This is a genomic window from Luedemannella helvata (assembly GCF_039528415.1).
GTDB classification, from domain to species: Bacteria; Actinomycetota; Actinomycetes; order Mycobacteriales; family Micromonosporaceae; genus Luedemannella; species Luedemannella helvata.
On record NZ_BAAALS010000008.1, the window covers coordinates 109,685 to 135,479 of the forward strand.

The following is a 25,795-nucleotide window of genomic DNA, read 5'->3' on the forward strand; positions in this document are numbered from 1 at the left end:
CCACATTTCCACGCCGATCGCCTAAGCTGACGCCCGCCGCGCCCGCTCCCGCGTAGCGCGGGTACGACGAGCGACGGGGTGTCGATGTTCGGCTTGGTGTTGAGTGCCCTCGTGGCCCGCCGGGCGCAGGCGGTGTGGCTGCTCGTCCTCACCGTCCTCGCCGTGGGTGCGGCCGCCGCGGCACCGTGGTACCTGTCGTCAGCCGTCGACTCCGTGGCCGCCGCTGACGTGGCCGCGTCCACCGCCCGCGAGCGCGTCTACATCGTCAAGGGCTCGCTGCGTGTCACCCCGGACGGTCCGTCGCCGCTGCCCGCCGCGAAGGAGCGGATCGCCGGCCTGCTCAACCTGCCCGGCACGACCGCCACGGTGGGCGACCATGTCGATGGCACCGCGAAGTACAAGGACGAGTCGGCGACCCTGCCGATCGCCCACCGCGAGCAGGTGTGCGAACACCTCGTCATCGACGGGTCGTGTCCGCGCGGGGCCGACCAGGTGATCGTCTCCGAGGCTGTGGCCAAGAAGCTGGGCGTCGACAAGGGCGCGCGGATCTCGCTCACCTCGTTCCGGTTCAAGCAGGCCGTACCGGTGACGATCGTGGGCATCTACCGCCCCGCGGTGCTGCTCGACCCGTACTGGGTGGACACCGACCTGCTCGACAACCAGGGCAGCCGCAGCCGGGGCCGGGGGCCGGGCAGCTTCTCCGACGCGGCCTTCGTCGACGAGCCAGCCCTGCTGGCCGGCAACGCCGACCGGATCGACATGATCTACCACGCGCGGCTGCCCGACAACCTGTTCGGTCGCACGGACGGCTACGACCTGCGCGCCGAGCTGGCCCGCACCCGGCACGACCTCAAGATCGCCGATTTCAACCCCATTACCAGCGCGGACGTGCTGGCCAACCTGATCGCCCGCGACCAGAACCTCGTCCGGGTGGGGGTGGGCGTCGCCGTCGCCCAGTTGCTGCTGCTGTGCTGGTTCGCGCTGTTCCTCGCGGTGCGCCACACGGCCGAGGAGCGGCGGCCCGACATCGGCCTGCTCAAGCTGCGCGGCGCGGCGCCGTGGCGGGTATGGGCCCTCACCGCCGAGCAGAGCGCCTGGCCGATGCTGATCGGCGCCGTGCTCGGCTGGGCCGGCGGCTACCTCGCGGCCCGCGTGCTCGCCGGCCTCGCCGGTGGCGCGGCGTTGCCGGCCATCGGCGGCACCCCGCTGTGGCTGTCGCTCGCGGCGGCGGGCGTCGCCGCCTTCGGCGCGCTGGTGTCGGCCGTCATCGCCGAGTGGCGGGCGCTGGGCTCCTCCGTCACCGGCCTGCTGCGCCGGGTGCCCGCGCGCCGGGCCGGCTGGCGGGCCGACATCATCGACCTGCTGATCGCCGCGCTCGCGCTCGCCGGGGTGTACCAGGGCTGGGCCGAGAGCGGCGGCACCCGCGTCAGCGCCCTGCCGTTGCTCGCTCCGGGCCTGATGGCCCTGGCCATCGGGCTGATCGTGGCGCGCCTGCTGCCGATCGTGGCCGGCCGTGCGGGACGCGCCGCGCTGCGCTCCGGCCGGCCGGCGTTCGCGCTGGCGGCGCTGCACGTGGCCCGCCGCCCGGGCACGCACCGGGTGCTGGCCATGCTGGTGGTCGCGGTCTGCGTGCTGGCCACGGCGAGCCTGACCTGGTTCTCCTCGCGCGACGCGTGGCACGGGCGGGCCGCCCAGGAACTGGGCGCGTCGCGGGTGCTCACGGTCACCGCGACCAACGCCACCCACCTGCTGACGGGGACGCACGCGGCCGACCCGGAGGGGCGCTACGCCATGGCGGTCGCGCGCGGCTCGGGCTCCGTGAGCGGGCGGTTGCTCGCCGTCGACAGTGACCGGCTCGCGCGGGTCGCCCTCTGGAACGACGAGTACGGCGCGCCCTCACGCGCCGAGGTGGCGACCGCCCTGAAGCCCTCCGCGCCGCCCAGCATCACCCTCACGGACGGCACGCTGGTGCTGACCGCGGCGAACCCCGTTCCCCGCTCGGCGATCGACTTCGACAACGACCCGGGGGCGGCGGGCATCGCGGCGCCTGAGCTCGAGGTGACCGTGATGGGCGCCGGCGGCGCCACGCAGATCATCACGATCGGCCCGATCAAGGGCGGCACCCGCACGTACCCGTTCACGCTCACCGGCTGCCCGGCCGATCGGCCGTGCCGGCTGGTCAGCGTCGAGGTGGACGGGCCGGTGCGCGCCGCGGTGTCGCTGCACCGCCTCGACGGGCCCGGCGGCGTGTTGATCACCCCGGACGCCTTCGGCGACGTGGCGCGTTGGCGCGGGTCCGTGGTCCCGGCCGGCGGCGGCGTGGAACTCGAGGCCGGGCACGGCGTCCTCACCATCACCAACGGCTTCCCCGCCGGCGAGCAGCGGCAGGTCGACCGACGGGTGTTCGTCGCGGACGCGGTCGTGCCGCTGCCGGTCGTGCGCGCCGGCAGGGCACCCGCCGCCGACCCGCTCGGTGACAACCGCATCTCCCCGCTGGGGGTGGACGACGTGCCCTACCGGATCGCGCGGACAGCCGACGTGCTGCCCGGCTTCGGCGCGGACGCCGTCCTGGTCGACCTGACCGCCGCCGCGCGGACCAGCACCGCCGTTGCCGAGGCGGTCGCCTACGAGGTCTGGCTCACCGACGACGCGCCCGAAGCGCTCACCGCCCGGCTCGCCGACGCCGGCCTGAACGTGATCAATCAGCGCACGGTCGACGAGGCGGCAGGTCGGTACGCGCGGCAGGGTCCCGCCGCGGCACTGCGCTACCTGGTCTTCACGGCGCTGGTCGGGCTGGCGCTGGCCGCCGGCTCGCTGTTCGTCGTCGCGGCCGTCGAGCGCCGCCCCCGCGCCGGCGAACTCGCCGCGCTGCGCGCGCAGGGCGTGCCCCACCGGGTGGTGCGCCTGGCCGGCTACGCCAGCTACGGCGCGCTCGTCGGCGGCGCCGTACTCGCTGGTCTGTTGTCGGCGATCCTCGCGCGGCTCATCGTCGAGGCCGCGGCGCCGGTCTTCACCGACGGCTGGTCGGTGTTGCCGATCCGCACCGGGGCCGAGCCCGTGCCCCTGCTGATCGCGGCCGCCGTGGCGGTCGTGGTGCTCGTGGGCGCCACCGCGGTGGCGACCGCCCAGATGATCCGCACCGTGCGGGTCTGGCAGCCGGGAGGCCGCTCGTGATCGCCCTGGTCCTCGCGATGCTGCGGGCCCGCCGCGCGCAGGCCCTCACCGTGCTGCTGCTGTGCGCCTTCACGACCGGGGCGGCGGTCGCCGGGCCGGCCAGCCTGCACGCCGTGGACGCGGCCATCGTCGCGCACGAGACGGCGGACGCGAGCGCCACCGAGCGGATGCTGACCCTGGGTTCGGTGTCGTCCGAGGGCGTCAACACCTCGGGCGAGTTCTCGCAGTTCGTGCCGGCGGTGCTCCAGATGCCGGCCTTCGACCAGGTGTACGCGATCGAGATCTCGATGTTCGGGTTCGGGTCGGGCATCTCGCGGGTCATCTTCCGCGAGGACAACTGCGCCCACCTGACGATCGAGCGCGGGCGCTGCGCCCAGGGCAACTACGAGGTCGTGATCGGCGCGCGCACCGCGCAGCGGACGGGCCTCGGGCCGGGCAGCAAGGTCACCGCTGACGAGGTCCGTTACAACCCGTCGACCGGTGTGGCCTATCCGGCCGGCAACCCGCACGTGCTCAACGTCGTGGGCACCTACACCCCGACCGACCCCGAGGACCTGTACTGGGGCCGCGCCGGTTACTTCTCCGTCGACGGCAAGGGCGAGCGCGCCGAGCCGGTGTTCATGAGCCGGCGGACCATCGGCTACATCAACTCGTACACGCAGTGGCAGTCCATCGACGCGGTGCTGCGCGCCGACGCGGTGACCGCGGACGGGCTGGCCGAACTGCGTAACAACCTCACCGTGCTCACCGACCGCCTCGGCGAGGCCGAGTCGCTGGCCGTCTCGACGGAGATCCCCGCGCTGCTCGACCGCATCCAGGCCAGCATGGACACCGCGCACACGCTGGTACCGGTCGCGTTCGTGCCGCTCGTCGCCCTGTGCCTGTTCGTCATCTACCTGGCGGTCTCCTACGGCACCGCGGGCCGCCGGTACGAACTCGGGCTGGTCGCCCTGCGCGGCGCGAGCCCGCTCGGTCGGTGGTGGCTGGCCAGCGGCGAGGTCATTCTCATGATCCTGCTCGGCGTGCCCGTCGGGTACGCCCTGGGCCACGCCGCCGTCGCGTTCGTGGCCTGGTCACAGTTCGACGCCGTGGTCGGCCCGTCGCTGGACACCGTGCCGTACGCCCTGGCCGCGCTCGGCGGCGCGCTCGTGGCCGCGTTCTTCGGCCTGCGCCGTGATCTGGGCACCTCCGTCGCCGAGCTGCTGCGCCGGGTCGCCGGTCGGGGCCGGGCGTGGCGCTCGGTGGTGCTGGAGGTCCTCGTCGTCGCGCTCGCTGTGGCGGCCGCGATCCAGTTGCGCGGCGCGGGTACGGGGTTCGCCGGCATCGCGGCCCTGCTGCCCGGTCTCGTCATCGCCGCCGTGGCGCTCCTGGCCGCCCGCGCGGTCGTGCCGCTCGCCGGCGCGGTCGCCCGCGCCGCGATGCGCCGGGGCCGCCTCGGCCTTGGCCTGGCGGCCGTGCAGCTGGCCCGCCGGCCCGGCAGCCACCGGCTGCTGGTGCTGCTCACGGTCGCCACGGCGCTGCTCGGCTTCGCGGCCGCGGGGGTCGAGGTGGCCGCCCAGGCCCGCCACGACCGGGCCACCATCTCGGTCGGCGCCACCCGCGTGCTCGAAATCGACGCGGTATCGACCCAGCTGCTGCTCAACGCGACGCGCTCGGTCGACCCGGACGGCGCGTTCGCCATGGCGGTCGCGCCGACGCCGCAGTCGGCCGGGGAGCTGCCCGGCCTCGCGGTGGACAGCACCCGGCTGGCCAATGTCGCGCAGTGGCGGGCGAGCTTCGGCCCGACCGGCGCGGCGGAGACCGCCCGGCTGCTGCGGCCGAGCGCGCCGCAACCGTTCGTGCTCAAGGCGCGCGCGCTCCGGGTCGACATCGAGAACGGCAACTACCTGGGCGGCCAGCGGCTTGAGGGCAAGCTGATCCTCACGCGGCTCAGCGGCGCGGGCGACGTCACGGTGTCGCTGGGCGTGCTGCGCGCCGGTCGGCACACGTACGACGTGGCGGTCCCGGCCTGCTCGGAGGGCTGCCGGCTCGCGCAGGTGGCCCTCGTGACGGACGACACCGGCCAGGTCGACGCTGTGCTGTTCGGCATCTCCGCCCGCGGCACGGCCGCCCCGATCATCGGTCGGCGGGAGCTCACCGCGCCGGACCGGTGGGCCGCCATCAGCGACGACGGCAGCATGGTGCGGGCGGACGGTGAGGGCCTGCGGATCTCCGGCTCCGGCTGGTTGGGCAACCCGCTGGGCGCGCGCCCGGTCGACGCGCCGGTGCCGCTGCCGATCGCGTCGACGGGGGAGCCGCCGTACCGCAACGAGGTCTCCGGGTTCGATGGCGCGCGGCTGCGGGTCCTGCGGGCCGCCAAGCCGGTCTCCCTGCCGCGCCTGGGCAGCGCGGGCATGCTGGTGGACCTCGAGTACCTGTCGCGCTCGGCGGCGGCGGACAACTCCGTCAACGGGGCCGAGGTGTGGCTGGGCCCGGCCGCTCCCGCCGACATCGTGGCCAAGCTGCGCGCGGCCGGCCTGCCGGTGCGCAAGGAGCTCGGCATCGCCGCCGAGGAGGCCTCGCTGGCCTGGCAGGGCTCCGCGCTCGCGCTGTGGTTCTACGTCGTGGCGGCCGGGTTCGGCGTCCTGCTCGCGGTCGGGGGCATCGGGCTCGTCGCGGCCGTGGACCGCCGCCGTCGCGCGGACGACCTGCGCTACCTGCGCTGGCAGGGCCTGCGTCGGCGCGACGTACGCCGGGCGGCGTTGTGGGGCAACCTGACCGTGGTGCTGGCGGGCGCCGTCCTCGGCCTCGGCGCGGCCGCGCTCGCGTGGACCGTCGCGGGAGACCAGCTACCGATCTTCGTCGACCAGCTCGTGGCCATCACGCCGCCGCGCTGGCCGTCCCCGGACGCCGTCCTGCTGCCGTGGGCGGCCGCGACCGTCCTGTTCGCCGTGGCGGCCGCGATTGTCGCCGCACAGCTGCGACGCGCCGTGGCGCGCAATGGAAGCAAGGGTGGTTACTCATGACCGGACTGGCTGTGACCTGCCGGCGCGTGGTGCACATCTACCGGGCCGACGCGGGCGACGTGGTGGCGCTCGCCGGCGTGGACCTGCACATCGCGCCGGGGGAGATGGTGGCCTTCGTCGGCCCGTCGGGCTCCGGCAAGTCGACCCTGATCGCGTTGCTGGCGGGCCTCATGCGGCCGTCGGCCGGGCGGGTGGGCATCGGCACGTACGACATGGGCAAGCTCTCGGACGCGGAGATCTCGCGGCTGCGCGGCACGGAGGTCGGTGTGGTGCTGCAGGGCGCGGCCCGCAACCTGCTGCCGTACGCGTCCCTGCACCGCAACATCTGGCTGGCGCAGACCCGCGCGGCCGGTACGCGGGGCGTGAAGCTGGACGACCCCGAGCGCATCCTGGACCTGGTGGGCCTGGGCGGCCAGGGCAAGGCCAAGGTGGACCAGCTCGCGCCGGGCGCCCGGCAGCGCGCCGCCCTCGCCGTCGGCATCGCGGCCGGCCCGGGCCTGCTGCTGGTCGACGAGCCGACGAGCCAGCTCGACGCCGAGGGCCGCGACGAGGTGGTGCACGCCCTGGAGACCGTCAACGCCGAGCGCGGTACGACGATCGTGGTGGTGACCCACGACGGCGAGGTCGGCAACCGGCTGGGCCGGGCGGTGACGATCCGCGACGGGCGGGTCGGCGCCGAGGGTCGAGACGGGCAGGACTTCGCCGTGGTGGCCGGTGACGGCACGATCCAGCTGCCGCCGGAGGTGCTGGGCGAGTTCCCGCCCGGCACGCTGTTCACGGTCGACCGCTCGGACGGCGGGGTGACGCTGCTCGCCAACGGCGAGCCGGTGCTGGAGACCGCGACGCGACAAGCCGACGCTGCCGTCTAGGCGTCGCGCTGCCGGCGCGCCACGCGTGCCAGACTAGACAACCATGAGCATGAGCGATCCACGGAGTCAGTCGATCTTCACGCGGGGCGCGGTCGACCTCAGCGCGCTGCGCGACCGTGCCGCCGCCGCGAGCCGGACGCCGGCCCAGCCCGCCCAGCCGGCGAACGGGTCGGCCGGGGGCGCCGAGGGCGCCGCGCCGGGCACGCCGCCCGCGCCCACGTTGCCCGGCACCGCCGTGACGGTCATCGACGTGACCGAGGCCACGTTCCAGGCGGAGATCGTCGAGCGGTCGATGAACCAGCTCGTCGTCATCGACTTCTGGGCCGAGTGGTGCGGCCCGTGCAAGCAGCTCTCACCGGTCCTGGAGAAGCTCGCTGCCGAGGGCCAGGGCGCGTGGGTGCTTGCCAAGATCGACGTCGACGCGAACCCCCGCCTCGCGCAGGCCTTCCGGGTGCAGGGCATCCCCATGGTGTACGCGGTGCTCGGCGGCCAGCCGGTCGACGCCTTCAGCGGCGTGGTGCCCGAGGCGCAGCTGCGCCAGTGGCTGGACAACCTGCTCAAGGCGTCCGGGGTCGAGGTGGCCGAGCCGGAGGACCCGGTGCTGTCCGCGGCCGATGACGCGCTCATGTCCGGCGACCTGGACGCGGCCGAGGCGGCGTACAAGAAGATCTTGAATGAGCGTCCCGCGGACGGCAACGCGGAGGCCGGCCTGGCGCAGGTCGGGCTCTTCCGCCGGGTCCAGGGCATCGGCGACCCGGCGGCGGCGCTCGCGGCCGCCGACGCGGCGCCCGACGACATCGAAGCGCAGTTCAGCGCCGCGGACCTGGAGGTGGTCAGCGGCAACGCCGAGCTGGCCTACAACCGGCTCATCGCGTTGGTGCGGCGCGTTTTCGGCGAGGACCGCGACCGTGTCCGCCAGCACCTGGTGGGGCTGTTCGCGGTGGCCGGCCCGGACGACCCGGCTGTGGCGAACGCCCGGCGCGCGCTCGCGAGCGCGTTGTTCTAGAAGGAGGCGCGACCACCCCCTATGCGCCGCATCGCCGTCCTTGACGCCCCCTCCAACCTGGGGCTGCGCCCGCCGACGCCCACTTCCGTGCCCGGCTGCGGCAAGGCGCCGGGCGCGCTGCGCGATCAGGGCCTGATCACCCGGCTCGCCGCCCGCGACGCGGGCTGCCACACCCCACCGAGGTACGAGCCGGGGGACTGGCGGCCCGGCGACGGGGTGAGCCAGGCGGCCGAGATCGCCGGGTACACGATCAGGCTCGCCGACCGCATCGGCGTGATGGTCGACGCGGGGGAGTTCCCCGTGGTGCTCGGCGGGGACTGCTCCGTCGTGCTGGGCGCCGCCCTCGCCATGAACCGCTTGGGCGAGGCGATCGGCGGCCGGATCGGTCTGATCTATGTGGACGGTCACGCCGACTTCCGCCACCCGGGCAACGCGGCCGTCGTGGGCGCGGCCGCCGGGGAGGCGCTCGCCCTGGCCACCGGGCGCGGGCAGGCCAACCTCGCCGGCCTGGAGGGCCGCCGGCCGTACGTGCGCGACAGCGACGTGGTGCTGCTCGGCATCCGGGCCACGGAGGAGTACCGGATGGACCTGCAGGCCGGCGGCTTCTCGTTCCGGGCCGTCCCGGAGGTGCGGGCCGAGGGGGCGGCCCGCACGGCGCAGTGGGCGCGCGCGCAGGTCACGGACTGCGCCGGCTTCTGGGTGCATGTCGACGTCGACGTCCTCGACCCGGCCGTGATGCCCGCCGTGGACACGGCCGACCCGGGCGGCATCTCGCACAGCGAGCTGGAGCTGCTCATCCGCGGCCTCGTCGGGTCGGCCGAGTGCCTGGGCCTGGACGTGACCGTCTTCGACCCGGACTTCGACCCCGAGGGCGAGTACGCCCGGGAGGTCGTGCAGACCCTCGTGTCCGGCCTCGCCCCGGTCACCGGCGGCGCGCCGACCCCGCCCATCCCCGCCCAACCCACCCGCGCGAGCATCCCGCACGCGGGCTGACGCTCAGGCCGACGCCGGGGTGGTCGTGAAGACCTCCTCGCGGGTGCTGGCCACCCCCGTGAGGAGGGCGCCGCGCAGCACCGGGTCCTGCGGGACCTGGGTCGTCACCACGGTCGGCGAGACCGGGGCGAGCCGGGCGACCTGCTCCTGAACCCGGCTCGCGAGCGCCGCGCCGCCGGCGCTGCCGATGTCGCCGGCGAGCACGACGAGCGACGGGTCGAGCACCACGCAGACGGCGACGACGCCCAGCGCCACGCGCCGGGCCAGCTCGTCGAGGACCGGTTCGCCGTCGACGCCCGCGGCGACGGCCGCCTCGAGCGCGGCGGCGCCCGTGGCGGAGCCGAACCCGGCCGCGCCCGCCATGTCGCGCACGGCCTCGGCGCTGACCGTCCGCTGGAACGAGCCGGTCAGGCCGCGGTGGCTGCGCTGGCGCGCGTCGTCGGGCAGGGGGGCGCCGGGCACCGGCAGGTAGCCGATCTCGCCCGCGCCGCCGGAGTGGCCCCGGTGCAGCTTGCCGCCGAGCACGACCGCCAGGCCGACGCCCCGGCTGAGCCAGATGAGCACGAAGTCGTCCACCCCCCGGGCCGCCCCGACCCGCGCCTCCGCGATGGCGGCGAGGTTGACGTCGTTCTCGAACGCGACCGGCCGGTCGAGGTCCGAGCGCAGGGCCGCGAGCAGGCCGTGGTGCCATTTGGGCAGGTCGACCGCGAACGCGATGTCGCCGGTGGCCGGGTCGACCAGGCCGGGCGTGCCGAGGACGACGCGGCGCACCCGGTCCCACGGCGCCTGCGCCTGAGTGGCCGCCTCGATGACCGCGTTGTGCACCAGGCCGACGGGGTCGTCGGCGCCCCTGGTCGTGACCTCGACGCGGGAGGTGACGGCGCCGGTGATGTCGGCGGACGCGGCGACGACCTGGGTGGGGCCCACCTCGACCCCGATGACGTACGCGCTGCTCGGCACGACGGCGTACAGCTGGGCGTTCGGGCCCCGCCCGCCGGCCAGCTCGCCCACGCGGGCGACGAGCTGGCGTTCCTCCAGGCGCTCCACGAGCTGGGAGGCGGTGACCTTGGACAGCCCGGTGAGCTCACCGAGCTGCGCCCGGGTCAGGGGACCCTTGTCGAGCAGAAGCTCGAGCGCGGCGCGGTCGTTGATGGCGCGCAACAGGCTGGGAGTACCGGGCAGGCGGGCAGGACTCATTCTGGTAACGACCCTACGAAGCTTGTGGTTAGGAAAGTTTCCTATTAGATTCTCGACCGTACGGATGCTGTCAGCGTACGGTCAAGCCTCTTGCCGGGCGATCGGCCCAACGCTGCCAGTCTCACCCGACGGCGCAAGGGAGTTGGCTGGTGCGGACGGACGGTAGCCCGGCGCATCGCATCCTATCGATGACGGTGCGTGGTGGCCGATGAGCGGGTCCCCCCTGCGGCGCCTCGCGCTGAGCACCCTGCTCCCGGCCTTCCACGGCCACCAGCCGCCCGCCTGGGCACTGCGCCTCGTGGAGGAGGGCCTCGGCGGCTACACCCTGTTCGGCTACAACATCCGCGACGCGGCGCAGGTGTCCGCACTGACGGCGACGCTACGCGCGGTCCGGCCCGATGTCGTGATCGCGACCGACGAGGAGGGCGGCGACGTCACCCGCCTGCACTACGCCGACGGCAGCCCGTACCCGGGAAACGCCGCGCTCGGCGTCGTCGACGACGTGGCGCTCACCGAGTCCGTCTACCGGGCCATCGGCGTCCGGCTCGCGGCCGTCGGCATCACCCTCGACATGGCCCCTGCGGTCGACGTCAACAGCGCCGACGACAACCCGGCCATCGGCACCCGCAGCTTCGGCGCCGACCCCGCCCGCGTCGCCGCGCACGGCGCCGCCGCCGTGGCCGGCCTCCAGTCGGCCGGCGTGGCCGCCTGCGCCAAGCACTTCCCGGGCCACGGCGCCACCGTCACGGACTCCCACCTGGACCTGCCGCTCGTCGAGGCGCCGTTGGCCACGCTGCGCGAGCGCGAACTGCCGCCCTTCGCGGCGGCCATCGCGGCCGGCGCCCGCTCGGTGATGACGGCGCACATCCGCGTACCGGAACTCACCGGCGCCGAGCCGGCCACCTTCAGCCGTCGTACCCTGCGCGACCTGCTGCGCGACGAGCTGGGCTTCACGGGTGCGGTCGTCTCCGACGCGCTGGAGATGCGCGGCGCCAGCGGCGCCATCGGCATCCCCGAGGCCGCCGTGCGCGCCCTGGCCGCGGGCAACGACCTGCTCTGCTTCGGCGGCGAACTGGCCAAGTCGCCCGACGCCGAGGCGGTCGTGGAGAAGACGGTCGCGGCGATCATCGCGGCGGTGGTCGACGGCCGGCTCACGGAGGACGACCTCGCCGCGAGCGCCGCGCGCAACGCCATGCTCGGTGCGCCGGCCGCCCCCGTCCCGGTGGGCGGCTACGACGATGCGCTGGGCCTGGTCGCCGCGCGCCGGGCCGTCCGCGTCGAGGGCCCGCTGCCGGCCGGCCTGGCGGGCGCGGTCGTCGTGCAGCTCATGCCGCCGGCCACGGCGGCGGTCGGCGAGGTCCCCTGGGGGCTCGCGCCCGTCCTGCCCGGCGTCCACCCCGTCGCGGACACCGCGGTGGTGGCCGACCTGGTGTCGCTGGCCGGCGACCGGCCCCTCGTCGTCGCGAGCCGGGACACCCACCGCCATCCGTGGGCCCGGGCGCTCGTCGAGTCCCTGGCCGCCGCCCACCCGGGCGTGGTCCTCGTCGAGATGGGCTGGCCCGCCGCGTGGCGCCCGGCCGGCGCGGGCTACGTCGCCACATTCGGCGCCGCCCCGGTCAACGCCCGCGCGGCCGCCGAGATTCTTCACCTCTGCTGACCGCTCCCGTCGAGGGGTGCGGGTCTCGCTGCTGCGCTGGACTTCGCCCGTCCGCCGCGCCGCGCCTGCTGACTCGTCTGAGGTGCTCGCCAGAGTCGTCACTCTGGCGGGCGAGGTCCGGTGCATCTCGCCAAAAGCGTGACTTTGGCGAGGCTGGCCCAGCGCAACGTCGCCAAAGGCGTGACTTTGGCGAGGGGTGGGTGGCGCAACGTCGCCATAAGCGTGACTTTGGCGAGGGGTGGGTGGCGCGGCATCGCCAAAGGCGTGACTTTGGCGAGGGGAGGGTGATGCTGCCTCGCCAATGGCACGACTTTGGTGGGGGAAGCCCGGCGCCGTGCTGCCATAAGCGTGACTTTGGCGAAGGGCGGGTGGCGCCGTGCCGCCATAAGCGTGACTTTGGCGAAGGGTGGGTGGCGCTGTCCCGCCATAAGCGGGACTTTGGCGAAGGGCGGGTGGCGCCGTCCCGCCATAAGCGTGACTTTGGCGGCGGGGTGGTGTCGGCGCGCACCAGGGGCAGGGCCACGCGGGTAAGGGGGCGGACAAGGGGCCCGTCAACGGTCGAACCCGAGAGGCGACCGTCCTCAACCAGATGGTTGATAAACCACCTCGCGCCGCGTACGGTCGTACTCAACTGATTGGTTGAACATGGAGGCGGCGGTGGGTGAGGATCGGCTCTCGCGGGTGTTCGCGGCGCTGGCGGATCCGACGCGGCGCGACATCGTCGCGCGGCTGGCGGCCGGGGACAAGAGCGTCGGCGATCTGGCCGCGCCCTACGACGTCTCGTTGCAGGCTGTCTCCAAGCACATCCGGGTGCTGGAGGACGCCGGCCTGGTCACCCGGGGGCGGGACGCGCAGCGGCGGCCCTGTCACCTGGAGGCCGAGGTGTTCGACCTGATGACCGGCTGGATCGAGCGGTACCGGCGGCAGGCCGAGGAACGGTTCCGCCGCCTGGACGCCGTCCTGGCCGAACTGGACGCCGAGACGGACGAGGACGACAACCGAGGAGCAGCGTGATGACGACGAACGACACCCGTATCGAGGTGGACCCGAACCTGCCGACCCTGCGCATCATCCGGGACTTCGACGCCCCGCCGGACCGGGTGTTCCGGGCGTGGACCGACCCGGACCTCGTGCGGCGGTGGCTCGGCCCCAGGGAGACGGAGATGCGCATCGAGCAGTGGGACGGCCGCACGGGCGGCGGCTACCGGTACGCGGCGTGGCGTGACGGGGAGGAGCTGGCCCGGTTCTTCGGGTCCTTCCACGAGGTACGCCCGAACGAGCGCCTCGTGCAGACCTTCACCTGGGAGGGCGCCCCGGACGGCGTCTCGCTGGACACCATGGTCTTCGAGGACCTGGGCGACGGTCGCACCCGGGTGACGAGCACCTCCGTCGTGGAGTCGATCGAGATCCGCGACATGATCGTGTCCAGTGGCATGGACAAGGGCGTCATCGAGGGCTACGAGAAGCTCGATGAGCTGCTCAAGGCCGGCTAAAGGCCGAACAGGATCAGCAGGCCGAGCGCGACGAACACGCCGGGCACGAGCCAGCGCCCGAAGCGTTCGACCACGGCGATCACTCGCGGGTGTGCGCCGAGCCACGAGCCGGCCAGGCACCACAGCGCGACGCCGACCGCGAAGACCGCCGTGATGACCAGGCCGTCGGCCGCGCCGACCGTGCGCAGCAGCGGCGTGTAGACGGCGATGTTGTCGGCTCCGTTGGCGATCGTGATGCCGGCGACGGAGACCCATCCGGTCACCCCCGGGACGGGCTCACCCGAACCGTCCGCGGTCACGAAACCCTTCACGCCGAGTGCCAGCGGGATCAGGCCCAGGAACCGGACCCAGCCGTCGGGCACGACCGCCAATCCCAGTGCCGCGAGCGCGGAGGCGGCCACCAGCACCGCGATGCCGGCGTACTGGCCGGCCCAGATGTGCCACGGCCTGGGCCGGCCGGTCGCGCGCGCCGACAGGAAGAGCACCGTCAGCACGACGAGGTCGTCGACGTTCGTGCCGGCGAACACGCCGGCCGCGGTGGCCACCACCCGTCAGGCGATGGTACGCACGAGGGTCCGGATCTGGCGCAGCAGCACCGACAGGGCCGCGAGGTCGGCGCGGGAGTCGTCGAACTCGCCGATCGCGTTGCGGGTCCGCATGATGGAGGTGGCGTTCGCCGCCTCCCAGGCGGTGACGCGCTCCTCGGCCGGCGCGGTGGCGTCCGTGTCCGCGAGCACCTCCCGGGTGAGGCCGGCCAGGGCCGCGTACAGGTCGTAGCGCAGCGCCATGCGCGCCAGGGTCTGCCAGCGGTCCTCGCGCGGCAGCGCCGAGATCTTCGACAGCAGGTCGTCGATGCCGAAGCGCTCGGACAGCACGAAGTACACGCCGGCGACCTCGACCGGGTCGCGGCCGGTGGCGTGCGCGGTCTCCACGATGTCGAGCAGGCCGAAGCCGTACATGACGCGGGAGGCGACCCGCGCCAGGTCCTCGGGCACGCCCCTGGCCACCACCTCGTCGATGTGGGCGAGCAGCGTCTGCCGTTCGCGGCCGCGGAACAGCTCCTCCAGCCGGGGCAGCAGCGCGGTGACCCCCGGTCGCAGCCGCTCGATCTCGGCGGTCACGTCGAGCGGGGAGCGGCGGCCGGACACGAGCCAGCGTACGGCCCGGTCGAGCAGCCGGCGGGTCTCCAGGTAGACGGCCGTCAGGGCCTGGGCGGGCACCTGGTTGTCCAGGGCGGCGACGCCCTCCCACAGCTCGTCCAGGCCGTACACCTCGCGGGCCACGACGTAGGCGCGCAGGACATCCGGCGGCAGCGCGCCCGTCTCCTCCGCGACCCGGAACGCGAACGTGATGCCGCCCCGGTTGACCATCTCGTTGACCAGCGTGGTCGAGACGATCTCCTGGCGCAGCCGGTGCCCGGCCATCCGGTCGGCGTACCGCTCGCGCAGCGGCCTGGGGAAGTACGACGCGAGCACCGGGTCGGTCCATTCCTCGTCCGGCAGCGGCGTCTCGTCGATCTCGTCCTCAAGGGCCATCTTCGTGTACGCCATGAGGACGGCCAGTTCGGGCCCGGTGAGGCCCGCCCCGCGGGCGTCGAGTTCCTCGTCCGTGGGCAGCGCCTCCAGCGCCCGGTCCAGCCGGCCGGAGCGCTCCAGCTCCGCGATCTGCCTTCGGTGTACGGGCAGCAGCAGGTCGGCCTGCACGCGGGCGTTGCCGAGCGCGGTCGCCTGCCCGTAGTTGTCGGCGAGCACCAGGTCGGCGACCTCGTCGGTCATCTCGGCGAGCAGCGTGTCCCGGTCGGCCAGCGCGAGCGAGCCGTCGGCGACCGCCCCGCCGAGCAGGATCTTGATGTTCACCTCGTGGTCGGAGCAGTCGACGCCGGCCGAGTTGTCGATGAAGTCCGTGCACACCCGCCCGCCGGCGAGGGCGTACTCGACGCGGCCCCGCTGGGTCAGGCCCAGGTTGCCGCCCTCACCGACCACCTTGGCCCGCAGCTGGCGGCCGTTGACGCGGACGGCGTCGTTGGCCTTGTCGCCGACGTCGGCGTGCGACTCCGTGGCGGCCTTCACGTACGTGCCGATGCCGCCGTTCCACAGCAGGTCGACGGGGGCCCGCAGGATCGCCTTGATGAGGTCGACCGGAGCCAGCGCGGTGACGGAGTCGTCCTCGATGCCGAGGGCCTCGCGCATCTGCTCGCTGACCGGAACGGACTTGGCCGTGCGCGGCCACACGCCGCCGCCGGCCGAGATCAGCGAGCGGTCGTAGTCGTCCCACGACGAGCGCGGCAGCTCGAACAGGCGCCGCCGCTCGGCGTACGAGGTGGCCGCGTCGGGCGCCGGGTCGACGAACACGTGCCGGTGGTCGAACGCGGCCACCAGGCGGATGTGTTCGGACAGCAGCATCCCGTTGCCGAACACGTCGCCCGACATGTCGCCGATGCCCACGACGGTGAAGTCCTGGGTCTGGGTGTCGACGTCCATCTCGCGGAAGTGCCGCTTCACGGACTCCCACGCGCCCCGCGCGGTGATGCCCATCTTCTTGTGGTCGTAGCCGGCCGAGCCGCCGGAGGCGAACGCGTCGCCCAGCCAGAACCCGTACTCCAGCGAGATCTTGTTGGCGATGTCGGAGAAGCTCGCCGTGCCCTTGTCGGCGGCCACCACGAGGTACGGGTCGTCGCCGTCGTGGCGGATCACGTCGGGCGGGGTGACGACCTGGCCGCCCACGAGGTTGTCGGTCACGTCGAGCATGGCCGAGATGAACTGCTCGTAGCAGGCGACGCCCTCGGCCTGTAGCGCGTCGCGGGCCACCGGCGCCTGCTTGAGCACGAAGCCGCCCTTGGCGCCCACGGGCACGATGACGGCGTTCTTCACGGACTGCGCCTTGACCAGGCCCAGAATTTCCGTACGGAAGTCCTCGCGCCGGTCGGACCAGCGCAGGCCGCCGCGCGCGACCGGGCCGAAGCGCAGGTGCACGCCCTCGAACCGGGGGGAGTACACGAAGATCTCGAACTTGGGTCGGGGCGCGGGCAGGTCCGGCAGCGACTGGGGGTCCAGCTTGAACGCGACATACGCCTTGGGCCGGCCGTCGGCGCCCCGCTGGAAGAACGACGTGCGCAGCGTCGCCTGGATGAGGGTGAGAAAACCGCGCAGGATGCGGTCCTGGTCGAGCGACGCGACCGCGTCGAGCTGCTCGCGCACGGACTCGATGAGCTGCTTGGAGCGCATGGCCCGATCCTCGGCGCCCAGGCCGCTGCCCGGGTCGAAGCGGGTGGCGAACAGGTTCACCAGCAGTTCGGAGATCTTCGGGTACGCGGTGAGCGTCTGTTCCATGTACTCCTGGGAGAACACCGTCCCGGCCTGGCGCAGGTACTTCGCGTAGGCCCGCAGGACGACCACCTGCCGCCAGGTCAGCCCTGCGCGCAGCACGAGTTCGTTGAAGTGGTCGACCTCCGCCTCGCCCCGCCACGCGGCCGAGAACGCGTTCTCCACGTCGGCGCGCACCTCGGGCAGCGCCAGCGCCCCCTCGGGCAGCATGAGCCCGAAGTCGTAGATGTGCACCGTGCCGTCGGCGCGGCGCACCTCGTACGGGCGCTCGTCCACGACCCGTACGCCCAGGGAGTGCAGCACGGGCAGGACGGCCGACAGCAGCATCGGCTCGCCGTACCGGAAGACCTTGAACCGGACGTCGGAGTCGTTCTTGCGGCGGCGGAACAGGTGCAGCACGAGTTGGCCGGGCTCGTCCATCAGTTCCAGCTTGGCCAGGTCCTGCACGGCCTCATGCGCGCTGTGCTCGTCCTTGTAGGTCTCCGGCAGGGCGCCGCGGTAGCGGGCGGCCAGCGTCTTGGCCTGGTCCTCGCCGAGCTTGCGCTCCAGCAGCAGCCGGAAGTCCTCGTCCCACAGCCGGGTCGCCTCGGCGATCAGCGCCGACAGGTGGTCGGCGTCGACGACGCCGGGCGGGTTGGCCGGGTCGGTGCGGACGATGAAATGCAGGCGGGCCAGGGTCGCGTCCGTGACCCGGGTGGTGAAGTCCAGGCCCACGCCGTTGAGCTCGCGCAGCAGGATGTCCTGGATGCGCAGCCGGTTGGCGGTGTTGAACCGGTCGCGGGGCAGGTAGACCAGGCAGGAGATGAACCGCCCGTAGGAGTCCTTGCGGCAGAAGATGCGCACCTGCCGCCGGCCGGCCAGGCGCAGCACGCCGAGCACGGTGCGGTACAGGTCGTCCGTGGAGATCTGGAACAGTTCCTCGCGCGGGTAGTCCTCAAGGATCGCCATGAGGTCGCGGCCGGTGTGGCTGCGGGTGTTGAGGCCCGAACGGGCCAGCACCTCGGCCACCTTCCGCTTGATCACCGGCAGGTCGCGCACGGACGTCAGGTAGGCCGACGAGGTGAACAGGCCGAGGAAGCGCACCTCGCCGAGCACGTTGCCGTCCGCGTCGAACGTCTTCACGCCGATGTAGTCCAGGTAGGCCGTGCGGTGCACCGTGGCCCGCGAGTTGGCCTTGGTGATGAAGAGCAGCCGCTTCTCCAACACCTTCGCGTGGGCCTCGGGGGTCATCGAGGACAGGACCCGCACGGACCCCGGCTGGTCGCGCATGATGCCCAGGCCGCTGCCGCGCACGGCGCGCAGCTGCCGCTCGCCGTTCTCGCCCACCGCCAGCCGGTACTCCCGGTAGCCCAGGAACGTGAAGTTGTCCTCGACGAGCCAGCGCAGCAGGTCGACGGAGTCGGAGACGTCCTTGTCGGGCACGGGCAGCGCGGTGGCGTTCGCCGCGATCTCGTCGGCCAGGATGAGCGCCCGCTCGCGCATCGCGGGCCAGTCGGTCACCGCTTCGGCGACATCGGAGAGTACGCGGGTGAGATCGTCGCGCAGCGCGGCGCGGGCGGCGTCGCCGAGCTTGTCGGTCTCCATCCGGATCCAGCTCTCGACGAGGTCGCCGTCCTCGGCGTCGTCGGGCTCCACGTGCGCGCGTACGGCCGTGAGCGCGCCGGTCGCGTCGCGGCGCACCACGAGCTGCGGGTGGACGATCAGGTCGAGGTCCAGGTCGCGTTGGGCCAGCGCGCCGGTCACGGAGTCGACGAGGAACGGGATGTCGTCCGTGACGATCTCGATGACGGTGTGCGTACCGTCGGCGGACGACTCGACGGCGATGCGCGTCTCGCCCGGCTTGCGATGGGCGGCGAGCCCGGCGTGCTCCCGGGTGGCGGCCAGCATGCTCACGGCGGTATGCCCGGCCAGGTCCTCGTCCGGCACGTGGCGCCAGTACCGGTTGACGAGGTCGGCCAGCGCGGGGCCGCGGATGGCGCCCGGCTCGGCGGCCCGGGGCCCGGGCGTGACCGCCAGGGCCATCGCGTCCGCGACGAGCCGTTCGAGGTTCGGTACCCGTGGATTCAGCTCGGCATCCTCTCCGGGGCCGTCGTCAACGAGGTCGTTGTCGATCAGGTCATCGGGATGGCGGGTGGCGGGATCCGCGTCAAGGGTCACGCGTCGCCGGTCCATGGGCGTACTCCTTCTCGGGTCCACGGCGCTGTGGACCCCGTCTGGCCCAGCCTAGGTCCTAGGCGACGGGCCGCTGTCGGCAGTCGAACAGACGCGCCCGGCCGGTTGGCTCGCGTCATGCGTTCCGCCACATTCCCGCGGAGATTGCAGCGTTATGGGGCTTTCGGGCGGAGCGCGTGTCGTCCTGACCGGGCACAATGACATGCCCCGGGCTGTCCGGATCCGAACCGTGTGGAGGGGACCGCATGCGTCGTCGACTTGTCGCCGCCATTCTCGTCATGGGGGTGGTCGTCGCTGGCACCCTCGCCGCCTGCGGCAAGGACGATGGCCCCGACCCGACCGTGCGCGCGTTCCTGGAGGGCTGGAGGAACAAGGACCTCGGGAAGGTGGGCTTCCTGGCGGCCACCGGCGACACCATGCCCGCCGCCGACGTGCTCGCCCAGCTCAAGGCCCTGTCGGGCACCCTCCTCGACAAGCCGATCAAGCTGACCGCCGCGAAGGCCACCGTCACGGAGAAGGACGCGACCGCGCCCGTCAAGGTGGAGTGGACGGTCGCCGAGGGGATCGTCTGGACCTACGACACGACCGTTCGCCTGCACAAGAAGGCGGACACGTGGGCGGTCGTGTGGACCCCCGCGACCATGCACGAGCAGCTGCAGGCCGGCGACAAGCTCGGCACCAGGCGCCTCGTCGCCCAGCGGGCCAGCGTCCTCGACGGCGGCGGCGACGCGATCGTCAAGCCCCGTCCGGTCGTCGACGTGGGCGTCGAACCGCGCCGGGTCAAGGACGCCGAGGACCTCACCAAGCGGCTCGACGAGGCGCTCAAGTCCGTCGACGTGGACGCCGGCCTCACCGACCTGCCCGCCCGGATCAAGGCCGCCAAGCCCGACGCGTGGGTCGACATCGTGACCCTGCGCCGAGAGGTCTACAACCGCATCCGCGGCGAGATCCGCGACCTGGACGGCACGGTCTTCCGCGAGCGCAGCCTGATGCTCGCGCCCACGAGGTCCTTCGCCCGCGCCCTGCTCGGCCAGGTCGGCGACGTGCAGAAGGACGACATGGACGCCCACCCGGGCCGCTACGAGATCGGCGACCAGGTGGGCCAGGGTGGCCTGCAGGAGATCTACGACGAGCAGCTACGCGGCCGCAACGGCTTCGCCGTGGTCATCAACGGCCGGGTCGACGGCGACGGCACCCAGGTCGAGACCCCCGAGCTGTTCCGCGTCGCGCCGGTCGACGGCACCCCGCTCAGGACCACGATCGTGCAGAAGATCCAGAACGCGGCCGACAACGCGCTCGCCGGCCAGAAGAAGTACAACACCTCGCTCGTCGCGATCCGGATCAGCGACGGCGCGGTCGTGGCCGTCGCCAACGGCCCGAACGGCGGCACGGAGAACTACGCCTTCACCGCCCAGGTGCCGCCGGGCTCCACGTTCAAGGTGGTCACCGCCTTGGCCGGCCTCGACGCCGGCCTCGTCACCGCCGACAGCATCGTCGACTGCCCGAAGACGCTGGCCGTCGAGGGCCGGGTGTTCAACAACGCGAACAACTCCTTCCTCGGCAAGGTCCCGTTCCGTAAGGACTTCGCCCGTTCCTGCAATACCGCCTTCATCAACGTCGGCCTCAAGTTGCAGCCCGAGCAGCTGGCCGGCGCCGCCGCCGCGCTCGGCGTGGGCGTGGACTGGAAGCTCGGCGCCCCCGCCTTCACGGGCTCGCTCGGCCCCAATATCACCAAGGTCGACCTCGCGGCGGCCTCCTTCGGCCAGGGAGACACGCTCGTCAGTCCGGTCGCCATGGCCGGCGCCGCCGCCGCGGTGGCCAGGGGTTCCTGGCAGCAGCCGAAGCTGTTCACCGAGCCGCCCGCCGGTGCGGCCGGGGCCACCGCGTCCGCCGCGCCGGCCACCCCGCAGGCCCCGCTGAAGGAGTCGTCGGTCGCGGCGCTGCGCACGATGATGCGCGAGGTCGTCACGGACGGCACGGCCACCCAGCTCGTTGACGTGCCCGGCGACCCGGTTTACGCCAAGAGCGGCACGGCCGAGTACTCGGAGGAGACCAAGGAAGACCACCGCTGGATCATGGGGTACCAGGACGACATCGCGTTCTGCGTCTTCGTGGAGAAGGGCGGCTCGGCCGGCCCGGCCATCCCCCTGGCGAAGAAGTTCCTGGAGAACCTCAACTAGGCGGCGCGGGCGGACCAGCGGCCGTCGGCGTGGTCCACGCGCAGCGGTACGCCGAACGTGGCCGTCAGGTTCTCCCCGGTGAGCACGTCCCTGAGCAGGCCCTGAGCCACCACCTCGCCGTCGCGGAGGAGCAGGCCGTGGCTGAAGCCGGGCGGGATCTCCTCCACGTGGTGGGTGACGAGGACCAGCGCCGGGGAGTCCGGGTCGGCGGCCAGCTCCGCGAGCCGGCGGACCAGGTCCTCGCGGCCGCCCAGGTCCAGGCCCGCGGCCGGCTCGTCGAGCAGCAGCAGTTCCGGGTCGGTCATGAGCGCCCGGGCGATCTGGACCCGCTTGCGCTCGCCCTCCGACAGGGTGCCGTAGAGCCGGGAAGCGAGCGGACCCATGCCGAGCTGCTCCAGCAGGGCCGTGGCCCGGGACTCGTCGATCGGGTCGTACGACTCGCGGAAGCGGCCGAGCACCGACCACGCCGCGGTCAGCACGATGTTGTGCACGGTCTCGTCGGGCGGCATCCGGTCGTGCAGCGCCACCGTGGCCAGGCCGATGCGGGGGCGCAGCTCGTTGATGTCGACGCGGCCGAGGCGCTCGCCGAGCACGTACACCCGGCCGCGGGTGGGGTGCAGCCGGGCGGCGGCCAGGTTGAGCAGGGTGGTCTTGCCGGCGCCGTTGGGGCCCAGCACGACCCAGCGCTCGTCGAGCTCGACCTGCCAGCTGAGGTTGTGGATCAGATGGTTGCCGCCCCGGGTCACGGTGGCGTTGCGGACCGCGATCACGGTGTCGTCGTCGACCGGGGCGTCCAGCGGGGGCTCCTGTGGCACGCCGACTATCCAACCATGCGGCTCTACCAGGGCCGCTGTCAGCCGTCCCCCCGCGCGGGGTCCGGGGCCAGTAGTGTGTGCCGACACCCGGATCGAGAGGGGCCGCTGTGGCCGCGGTGATCGAGATCGAGAACCTCCGCAAGACGTACGTCAGCCTGCTGCGCGGCAAACGCGTGGCGCTCAACGGGTTCGATATGCAGGTCACGGCGGGGCAGGTGCACGGGTTCCTCGGGCCGAACGGTTCGGGCAAGACGACGACGCTGCGGACACTGCTGGGGCTGGCCCGCGCGGACTCCGGGCGGATGTTCCTGTTCGGCCAGCCGGTGCCGCAGGCGCTGCCCGCGGTCGTGCACCGGTTCGGCGCGATCGTGGAGAGCCCGCAGTTCTTCCGCAACTTCACCGGCCGGCGCACGTTGTCGCTGCTCGCCCGCGTCGGCGGGCTGCCGGACGCCCGGGTCGATCAGGTGCTGGAGCTGGTCGGTATGCGCGAGCGCGGCGACGAGAAGGTCAAAACGTACTCCCTGGGCATGAAGCAGCGGCTGGCCGTGGCGACCGCGCTGCTGAAGTCCCCCGAACTGTTGATCCTGGACGAGCCGGCCAACGGCCTGGACCCGGCGGGCATCCGGGAGATGCGCGACCTGGTGCGCGGCCTCGCGGCGGCCGGGTCGACCGTGCTCGTGTCCAGCCACCTGCTCGACGAGATCGAGCAGATCTGCGACTCGGTGACGATCATCTCGCGCGGCAAGCGGGTCGCGGCCGGCCCGGTCGCGGACGTGCTGGCCACACAGGACAAGGGCGAACACCTCGTGGGCGTCCGCGACGACGACCGTGACCGGGCCGCCGAGCTGCTCAGCGCCGCGGGCCTGAGCGTGGTGCCCCGCGACGGCCGCCTGGTGGTCGGCGGGGTGAGCGATCCGGCCCGGGTGAGCGAGGTGCTTGGCAGCGCGGGCGTCTGGCTGACGGAGCTGTCGCCGCTCACGCCCGACCTGGAGAGCGTCTTCCTCACGATCACGGGCACCACGCCCGAGCCGGGCACCCACCGTCCGGTGGACGAGTCACGCGACGAACCCTGGCCCGCGCCGACCGAGGCGCCGGCGAAAGCCGAGGAGCTGTCCCAGTGAGACTGCTGCGCACCGAGCTGAGCCGGTTCTTCGCGCGCCGGTTCCTGCACGTACTGTCGATCTTCATTTTGTTGATCATGGGCACGGTCCTGGCGGCCGTCGCGGGCAACTCCACGCCCGTCGGCCCGGAGCAGTACGCGGCCGCCAAGGACGCCGCGCAGCGCGACTTCGAGCTCAACAAGCAGATGTTGCAGCTCGAGTACGAGAACTGTGTTGAGGACGTCACCTCGCCCACGCCGAGCGGCACCTGGGGCAACGGCGGCATCGAGGTGTGCGCCGGCATCCTGGAGAAGGCCCGCGCCATCTCGCCGAGCGACCCCGTCGCCTACCTGCCCGACCAGTTCAACCTGCGGTACGAGCTGGACACCTGGCTCTATCTGGCCGCACTGGTGCTGTGCCTGTTCGCCTTCACCATCGGGGCGTCGTTCGTGGGCGCCGAATGGACCTCGGGCGGCATGACGAACCTCGCGCTGTGGTACCCGCGCCGCGTCGCGCTGCTGGCCACGAAGCTCACGGCGGCGCTGCTGGGCACAGCCGCGGTCGGCGCGGCCTACCTGGCGCTGTGGACCGGCGGCCTGGGGCTGGTGGCGCAGTGGCGGGGCGTCGTCGACGGTGCCACGGCCGGCTTCTGGCAGTCGACCGCCCTGCTGTGCCTGCGGGTGCTCGTGCTCGCGCTCGCCAGCGCGGCGATCGGCTTCGCGCTGGCCTCGCTGGGCCGGCACACCGCCTCGGCGCTCGGCATCGGCATCGGGTACGCGATCGTTGTCGAGCTGGGCACCCTGCTCGTGTTCGGGGTGCTCAACGCGAGCTTCCCGGAGCGGTTCCGGCTGTCGACGTACATCGGTGCCTGGCTCACCCAGCGGGTGGAGCTCTACGAGTACGACGTCTGCGCCGGTGTCGGCCCGGGCTGCGGCAACCGGTTCTACGTCGTGGACCTGGCCGCGTCGTCGGCGGTCCTCGGCACGGTCGTGGTGCTGCTCGCCGGCGCGGCCCTGTTCGCGTTCCGGCGCCGGGACATCGCCTGAGCGCACCGGGGTGGACGGCACCGGTCACCATCGAGGTATGCGAAGCACGCTGAACCTCATCATGAACATCGGCTGGCTCATCTTCGGCGGGTTCTTCCTGGCGCTCGGCTACGCCGTGGCCGGCCTGATCTGCTATGTCCTGATCGTGACGATCCCGTTCGGCGTGGCCTCGTTCCGGATGGCCAACTACTGCCTCTGGCCGTTCGGGCGTGACCTCGTGCGCAAGGAGTCGGCCGGGGTCGCGTCGTCGGTCGGGAATGTGATCTGGTTCATCGTCGCCGGCTGGTGGCTGGCGCTGGGCCACATCACGACGGCGATCGGCCAGTTCATCACCATCATCGGCATCCCGCTGGGTCTGGCGAACATCAAGCTGGTGCCGGTGTCGCTGTTCCCCCTCGGCCACGAGATCGTGTCGCGCGACTAACGCCACTGGGCGTCGCGGTGCCGTTCCCGGGCGCGGTCGATGGCGCGTACCGCCTTGTTGACCTCGACCTTGTTGTCCGACCACACGTGCACCGCGACGCCGTCCACGTCGATCCACAGGTCGTGCCGGCGCTTCTCCAGGTAGATGGCGAGCGGGTCCAGGAAGCCGGCCCAGCCGGCGACGGCGGCCGCGACGATGAACAGCGGCACGGCTATCCAGTGGTCGGTGAGCCAACCGCTGGCCACGGCCCACGCCGCCACGGCGACCACCGCGCCGACCAGGAGCGCCGTGACGACGAGGCGCAGGCCCCGCGTCGACTCGGGCAGGGACACCCACGCGCGGCGCACCCGGTGGATCGGGTACTCGCGGCGGGGCGTGCGGACGCGTTCATCCGTGATGAGCAGGTCACGCTCATTGAACAAGATGGCCATGGCAGGCTCCGATCCCGTACCACCAGTGTGAGCCCGCGGACGGTGCCCGGCAACGATTCCACCCCGACAGGTCACCGGACGGGCTAACCTCGCCTGCGACGGCGCTGCGAAGGAGGGACCGATGGGTGAGTACGTGCGCTGTGAGGTGACCGACGGCGTCGGCACCATCACGCTGGCGCGTCCGCCGATGAACGCGCTCGACGTGGCCACTCAGGAGCAGTTGCGGTCCGCGGCCGCGTGGGCGTCCGCGTCGGCCGAGGTCCGCGCCGTCGTCGTGTACGGCGGACGGAAGGTCTTCGCGGCCGGCGCGGACATCAAGGAGATGGCCGGGATGTCCTATGCCGACATGGTGGCGCGGGCGCGCGACCTGTCGAGCGCGTTCGACGCGGTGGCGCGCATCCCGAAGCCGGTGGTCGCGGCCATCAACGGGTACGCGCTCGGCGGCGGCTGCGAGCTGGCCCTGGCCTGCGACTGGCGGGTGGTGGCCGAGGACGCGAAGCTGGGCCAGCCCGAGATCACAATCGGGCTGATCCCGGGCGCGGGCGGCACCCAGCGGCTGCCCCGGCTGATCGGCCCGGCCCGGGCCAAGGAGCTGATCATGTCGGGCCGCATGGTCGACGCGGCGGAGGCGTTGCGCATCGGCCTGGCCGACCGGGTGGTACCCGCCGACGAGGTGTACGACGCGGCCGTGGCGCTCGTGCGGCCGTACGTGACCGGACCGGCCCTGGCCCTGCGCGCGGCGAAGCAGGCCGTGGACGAGGGCCTGGAGCTGAGCCTGCCGGCCGCCCTGGCGTGGGAGAGTCAACTGTTCGCGGGCCTGTTCGCGACGGCGGACCGGGCCGAGGGGATGGCCGCCTTCGTCGAGAAGCGCCGCCCCGAGTTCGGTCGTGAGTAAGATTCGCGTTTGACG

At 73.0% G+C, this 25,795-nt stretch carries 17 protein-coding genes and 1 pseudogene; 13 read left to right on the forward strand and 5 right to left on the reverse strand.

Annotated features, from left to right (window positions below):
- Nucleotides 1–84: 84 nt before the first annotated feature.
- The 5 genes and pseudogenes from ABD191_RS10525 to ABD191_RS10545 all read left to right on the forward strand — a co-directional run.
- On the forward strand, nt 85–3,174 hold the full coding sequence (locus tag ABD191_RS10525; RefSeq protein WP_344079406.1) for an FtsX-like permease family protein: 3,090 nt from the start codon (nt 85–87) through the stop codon (nt 3,172–3,174).
- Nucleotides 3,171–6,179, forward strand: a complete 3,009-nt coding sequence (locus ABD191_RS10530; RefSeq protein ID WP_344079408.1) for an FtsX-like permease family protein — start codon at nt 3,171–3,173, stop codon at nt 6,177–6,179. The genes ABD191_RS10525 and ABD191_RS10530 overlap by 4 nt, the downstream gene beginning before the upstream one ends.
- The gene (locus ABD191_RS10535) at nt 6,176–7,048 is read left to right on the forward strand and encodes an ABC transporter ATP-binding protein (protein ID WP_344079410.1); all 873 of its coding nucleotides are present in this window, start codon (nt 6,176–6,178) and stop codon (nt 7,046–7,048) included. Before ABD191_RS10530 ends, ABD191_RS10535 begins: the two co-directional genes overlap by 4 nt.
- A 49-nt stretch (nt 7,049–7,097) precedes the next feature.
- The gene (locus tag ABD191_RS10540) at nt 7,098–8,054 is read left to right on the forward strand and encodes a tetratricopeptide repeat protein (RefSeq protein ID WP_344079412.1); all 957 of its coding nucleotides are present in this window, start codon (nt 7,098–7,100) and stop codon (nt 8,052–8,054) included.
- A 21-nt stretch (nt 8,055–8,075) separates the two neighbouring features.
- A pseudogene (locus tag ABD191_RS10545) lies at nt 8,076–9,041 on the forward strand (arginase family protein); the annotation flags it as partial.
- A gap of 9 nt (nt 9,042–9,050) precedes the next feature.
- Here the strand turns inward: ABD191_RS10545 and ABD191_RS10550 are convergent.
- Complete coding sequence (locus ABD191_RS10550) at nt 9,051–10,244, reverse strand: ROK family transcriptional regulator (protein ID WP_344079414.1); 1,194 nt, start codon at nt 10,242–10,244, stop codon at nt 9,051–9,053.
- Between the two features lie 208 nt (nt 10,245–10,452).
- On the opposite strand from ABD191_RS10550, the gene ABD191_RS10555 reads away from it, so the two are divergent.
- From ABD191_RS10555 to ABD191_RS10565, 3 genes are all read left to right on the forward strand, one after another.
- On the forward strand, nt 10,453–11,901 hold the full coding sequence (locus ABD191_RS10555; protein ID WP_344079416.1) for a glycoside hydrolase family 3 protein: 1,449 nt from the start codon (nt 10,453–10,455) through the stop codon (nt 11,899–11,901).
- Between the two features lie 657 nt (nt 11,902–12,558).
- Nucleotides 12,559–12,915 (forward strand): ArsR/SmtB family transcription factor, encoded by a 357-nt coding sequence (locus ABD191_RS10560; protein ID WP_425560699.1) that lies wholly within the window; start codon nt 12,559–12,561, stop codon nt 12,913–12,915.
- Nucleotides 12,915–13,394, forward strand: coding sequence for an SRPBCC family protein (locus ABD191_RS10565; RefSeq protein WP_344079420.1), 480 nt, complete (start codon nt 12,915–12,917; stop codon nt 13,392–13,394). The genes ABD191_RS10560 and ABD191_RS10565 overlap by 1 nt, the downstream gene beginning before the upstream one ends.
- Here the strand turns inward: ABD191_RS10565 and ABD191_RS10570 are convergent.
- Nucleotides 13,391–13,942, reverse strand: a complete 552-nt coding sequence (locus ABD191_RS10570) for a cadmium resistance transporter (protein WP_344079422.1) — start codon at nt 13,940–13,942, stop codon at nt 13,391–13,393. The genes ABD191_RS10565 and ABD191_RS10570 overlap by 4 nt on opposite strands.
- Nucleotides 13,943–13,945: 3 nt before the next feature.
- On the reverse strand, nt 13,946–18,889 hold the full coding sequence (locus ABD191_RS10575; RefSeq protein WP_344079424.1) for an NAD-glutamate dehydrogenase: 4,944 nt from the start codon (nt 18,887–18,889) through the stop codon (nt 13,946–13,948).
- Nucleotides 18,890–19,134: 245 nt separating this feature from the next.
- Between ABD191_RS10575 and ABD191_RS10580 the strand changes: the two genes are divergently transcribed.
- Nucleotides 19,135–21,069: a penicillin-binding transpeptidase domain-containing protein gene (locus tag ABD191_RS10580; RefSeq protein WP_344079426.1), complete on the forward strand. Its 1,935-nt coding sequence runs from the start codon at nt 19,135–19,137 to the stop codon at nt 21,067–21,069.
- Here ABD191_RS10580 and ABD191_RS10585 read toward each other — a convergent pair.
- Nucleotides 21,066–21,893, reverse strand: coding sequence for an ABC transporter ATP-binding protein (locus tag ABD191_RS10585; RefSeq protein ID WP_344079600.1), 828 nt, complete (start codon nt 21,891–21,893; stop codon nt 21,066–21,068). The two genes, ABD191_RS10580 and ABD191_RS10585, sit on opposite strands and share 4 nt — an antisense overlap.
- Nucleotides 21,894–21,991: 98 nt before the next feature.
- Here ABD191_RS10585 and ABD191_RS10590 point away from each other — a divergent pair, with 98 nt between their 5' ends.
- The 3 genes from ABD191_RS10590 to ABD191_RS10600 are packed head-to-tail and all read left to right on the forward strand — an operon-like array spanning nt 21,992 to nt 24,454.
- Nucleotides 21,992–23,005 carry an ATP-binding cassette domain-containing protein gene (locus tag ABD191_RS10590; protein WP_344079428.1) on the forward strand — a complete coding sequence of 338 codons (1,014 nt, stop codon included), beginning with the start codon at nt 21,992–21,994 and terminating at the stop codon, nt 23,003–23,005.
- The gene (locus ABD191_RS10595) at nt 23,002–24,030 is read left to right on the forward strand and encodes an ABC-2 transporter permease (RefSeq protein ID WP_344079430.1); all 1,029 of its coding nucleotides are present in this window, start codon (nt 23,002–23,004) and stop codon (nt 24,028–24,030) included. The genes ABD191_RS10590 and ABD191_RS10595 overlap by 4 nt, the downstream gene beginning before the upstream one ends.
- Nucleotides 24,031–24,067: 37 nt before the next feature.
- Complete coding sequence (locus tag ABD191_RS10600; RefSeq protein ID WP_344079432.1) at nt 24,068–24,454, forward strand: YccF domain-containing protein; 387 nt, start codon at nt 24,068–24,070, stop codon at nt 24,452–24,454.
- Here ABD191_RS10600 and ABD191_RS10605 read toward each other — a convergent pair.
- Nucleotides 24,451–24,885, reverse strand: a complete 435-nt coding sequence (locus tag ABD191_RS10605) for a DUF6232 family protein (RefSeq protein ID WP_344079434.1) — start codon at nt 24,883–24,885, stop codon at nt 24,451–24,453. The two genes, ABD191_RS10600 and ABD191_RS10605, sit on opposite strands and share 4 nt — an antisense overlap.
- Before the next feature lie 121 nt (nt 24,886–25,006).
- Here ABD191_RS10605 and ABD191_RS10610 point away from each other — a divergent pair, with 121 nt between their 5' ends.
- Nucleotides 25,007–25,780: an enoyl-CoA hydratase/isomerase family protein gene (locus ABD191_RS10610; protein WP_344079436.1), complete on the forward strand. Its 774-nt coding sequence runs from the start codon at nt 25,007–25,009 to the stop codon at nt 25,778–25,780.
- Nucleotides 25,781–25,795 lie beyond the last annotated feature (15 nt).

Excerpts from the sequence above, each read along its gene's own strand:
- ABD191_RS10600 (WP_344079432.1), top strand. The coding sequence starts at position 24,068 with ATGCGAAGCACGCTGAACCTCATCATGAACATCGGCTGGCTCATCTTC.
- ABD191_RS10525 (WP_344079406.1), top strand. The coding sequence starts at position 85 with ATGTTCGGCTTGGTGTTGAGTGCCCTCGTGGCCCGCCGGGCGCAGGCG.
- ABD191_RS10580 (WP_344079426.1), top strand. The coding sequence starts at position 19,135 with ATGCGTCGTCGACTTGTCGCCGCCATTCTCGTCATGGGGGTGGTCGTC.
- ABD191_RS10550 (WP_344079414.1), bottom strand. The coding sequence starts at position 10,244 with ATGAGTCCTGCCCGCCTGCCCGGTACTCCCAGCCTGTTGCGCGCCATC.
- ABD191_RS10605 (WP_344079434.1), bottom strand. The coding sequence starts at position 24,885 with ATGGCCATCTTGTTCAATGAGCGTGACCTGCTCATCACGGATGAACGC.
- ABD191_RS10540 (WP_344079412.1), top strand. The coding sequence starts at position 7,098 with ATGAGCGATCCACGGAGTCAGTCGATCTTCACGCGGGGCGCGGTCGAC.
- ABD191_RS10565 (WP_344079420.1), top strand. The coding sequence starts at position 12,915 with ATGACGACGAACGACACCCGTATCGAGGTGGACCCGAACCTGCCGACC.
- ABD191_RS10610 (WP_344079436.1), top strand. The coding sequence starts at position 25,007 with ATGGGTGAGTACGTGCGCTGTGAGGTGACCGACGGCGTCGGCACCATC.
- ABD191_RS10575 (WP_344079424.1), bottom strand. The coding sequence starts at position 18,889 with ATGGACCGGCGACGCGTGACCCTTGACGCGGATCCCGCCACCCGCCAT.
- ABD191_RS10535 (WP_344079410.1), top strand. The coding sequence starts at position 6,176 with ATGACCGGACTGGCTGTGACCTGCCGGCGCGTGGTGCACATCTACCGG.
- ABD191_RS10555 (WP_344079416.1), top strand. The coding sequence starts at position 10,453 with ATGAGCGGGTCCCCCCTGCGGCGCCTCGCGCTGAGCACCCTGCTCCCG.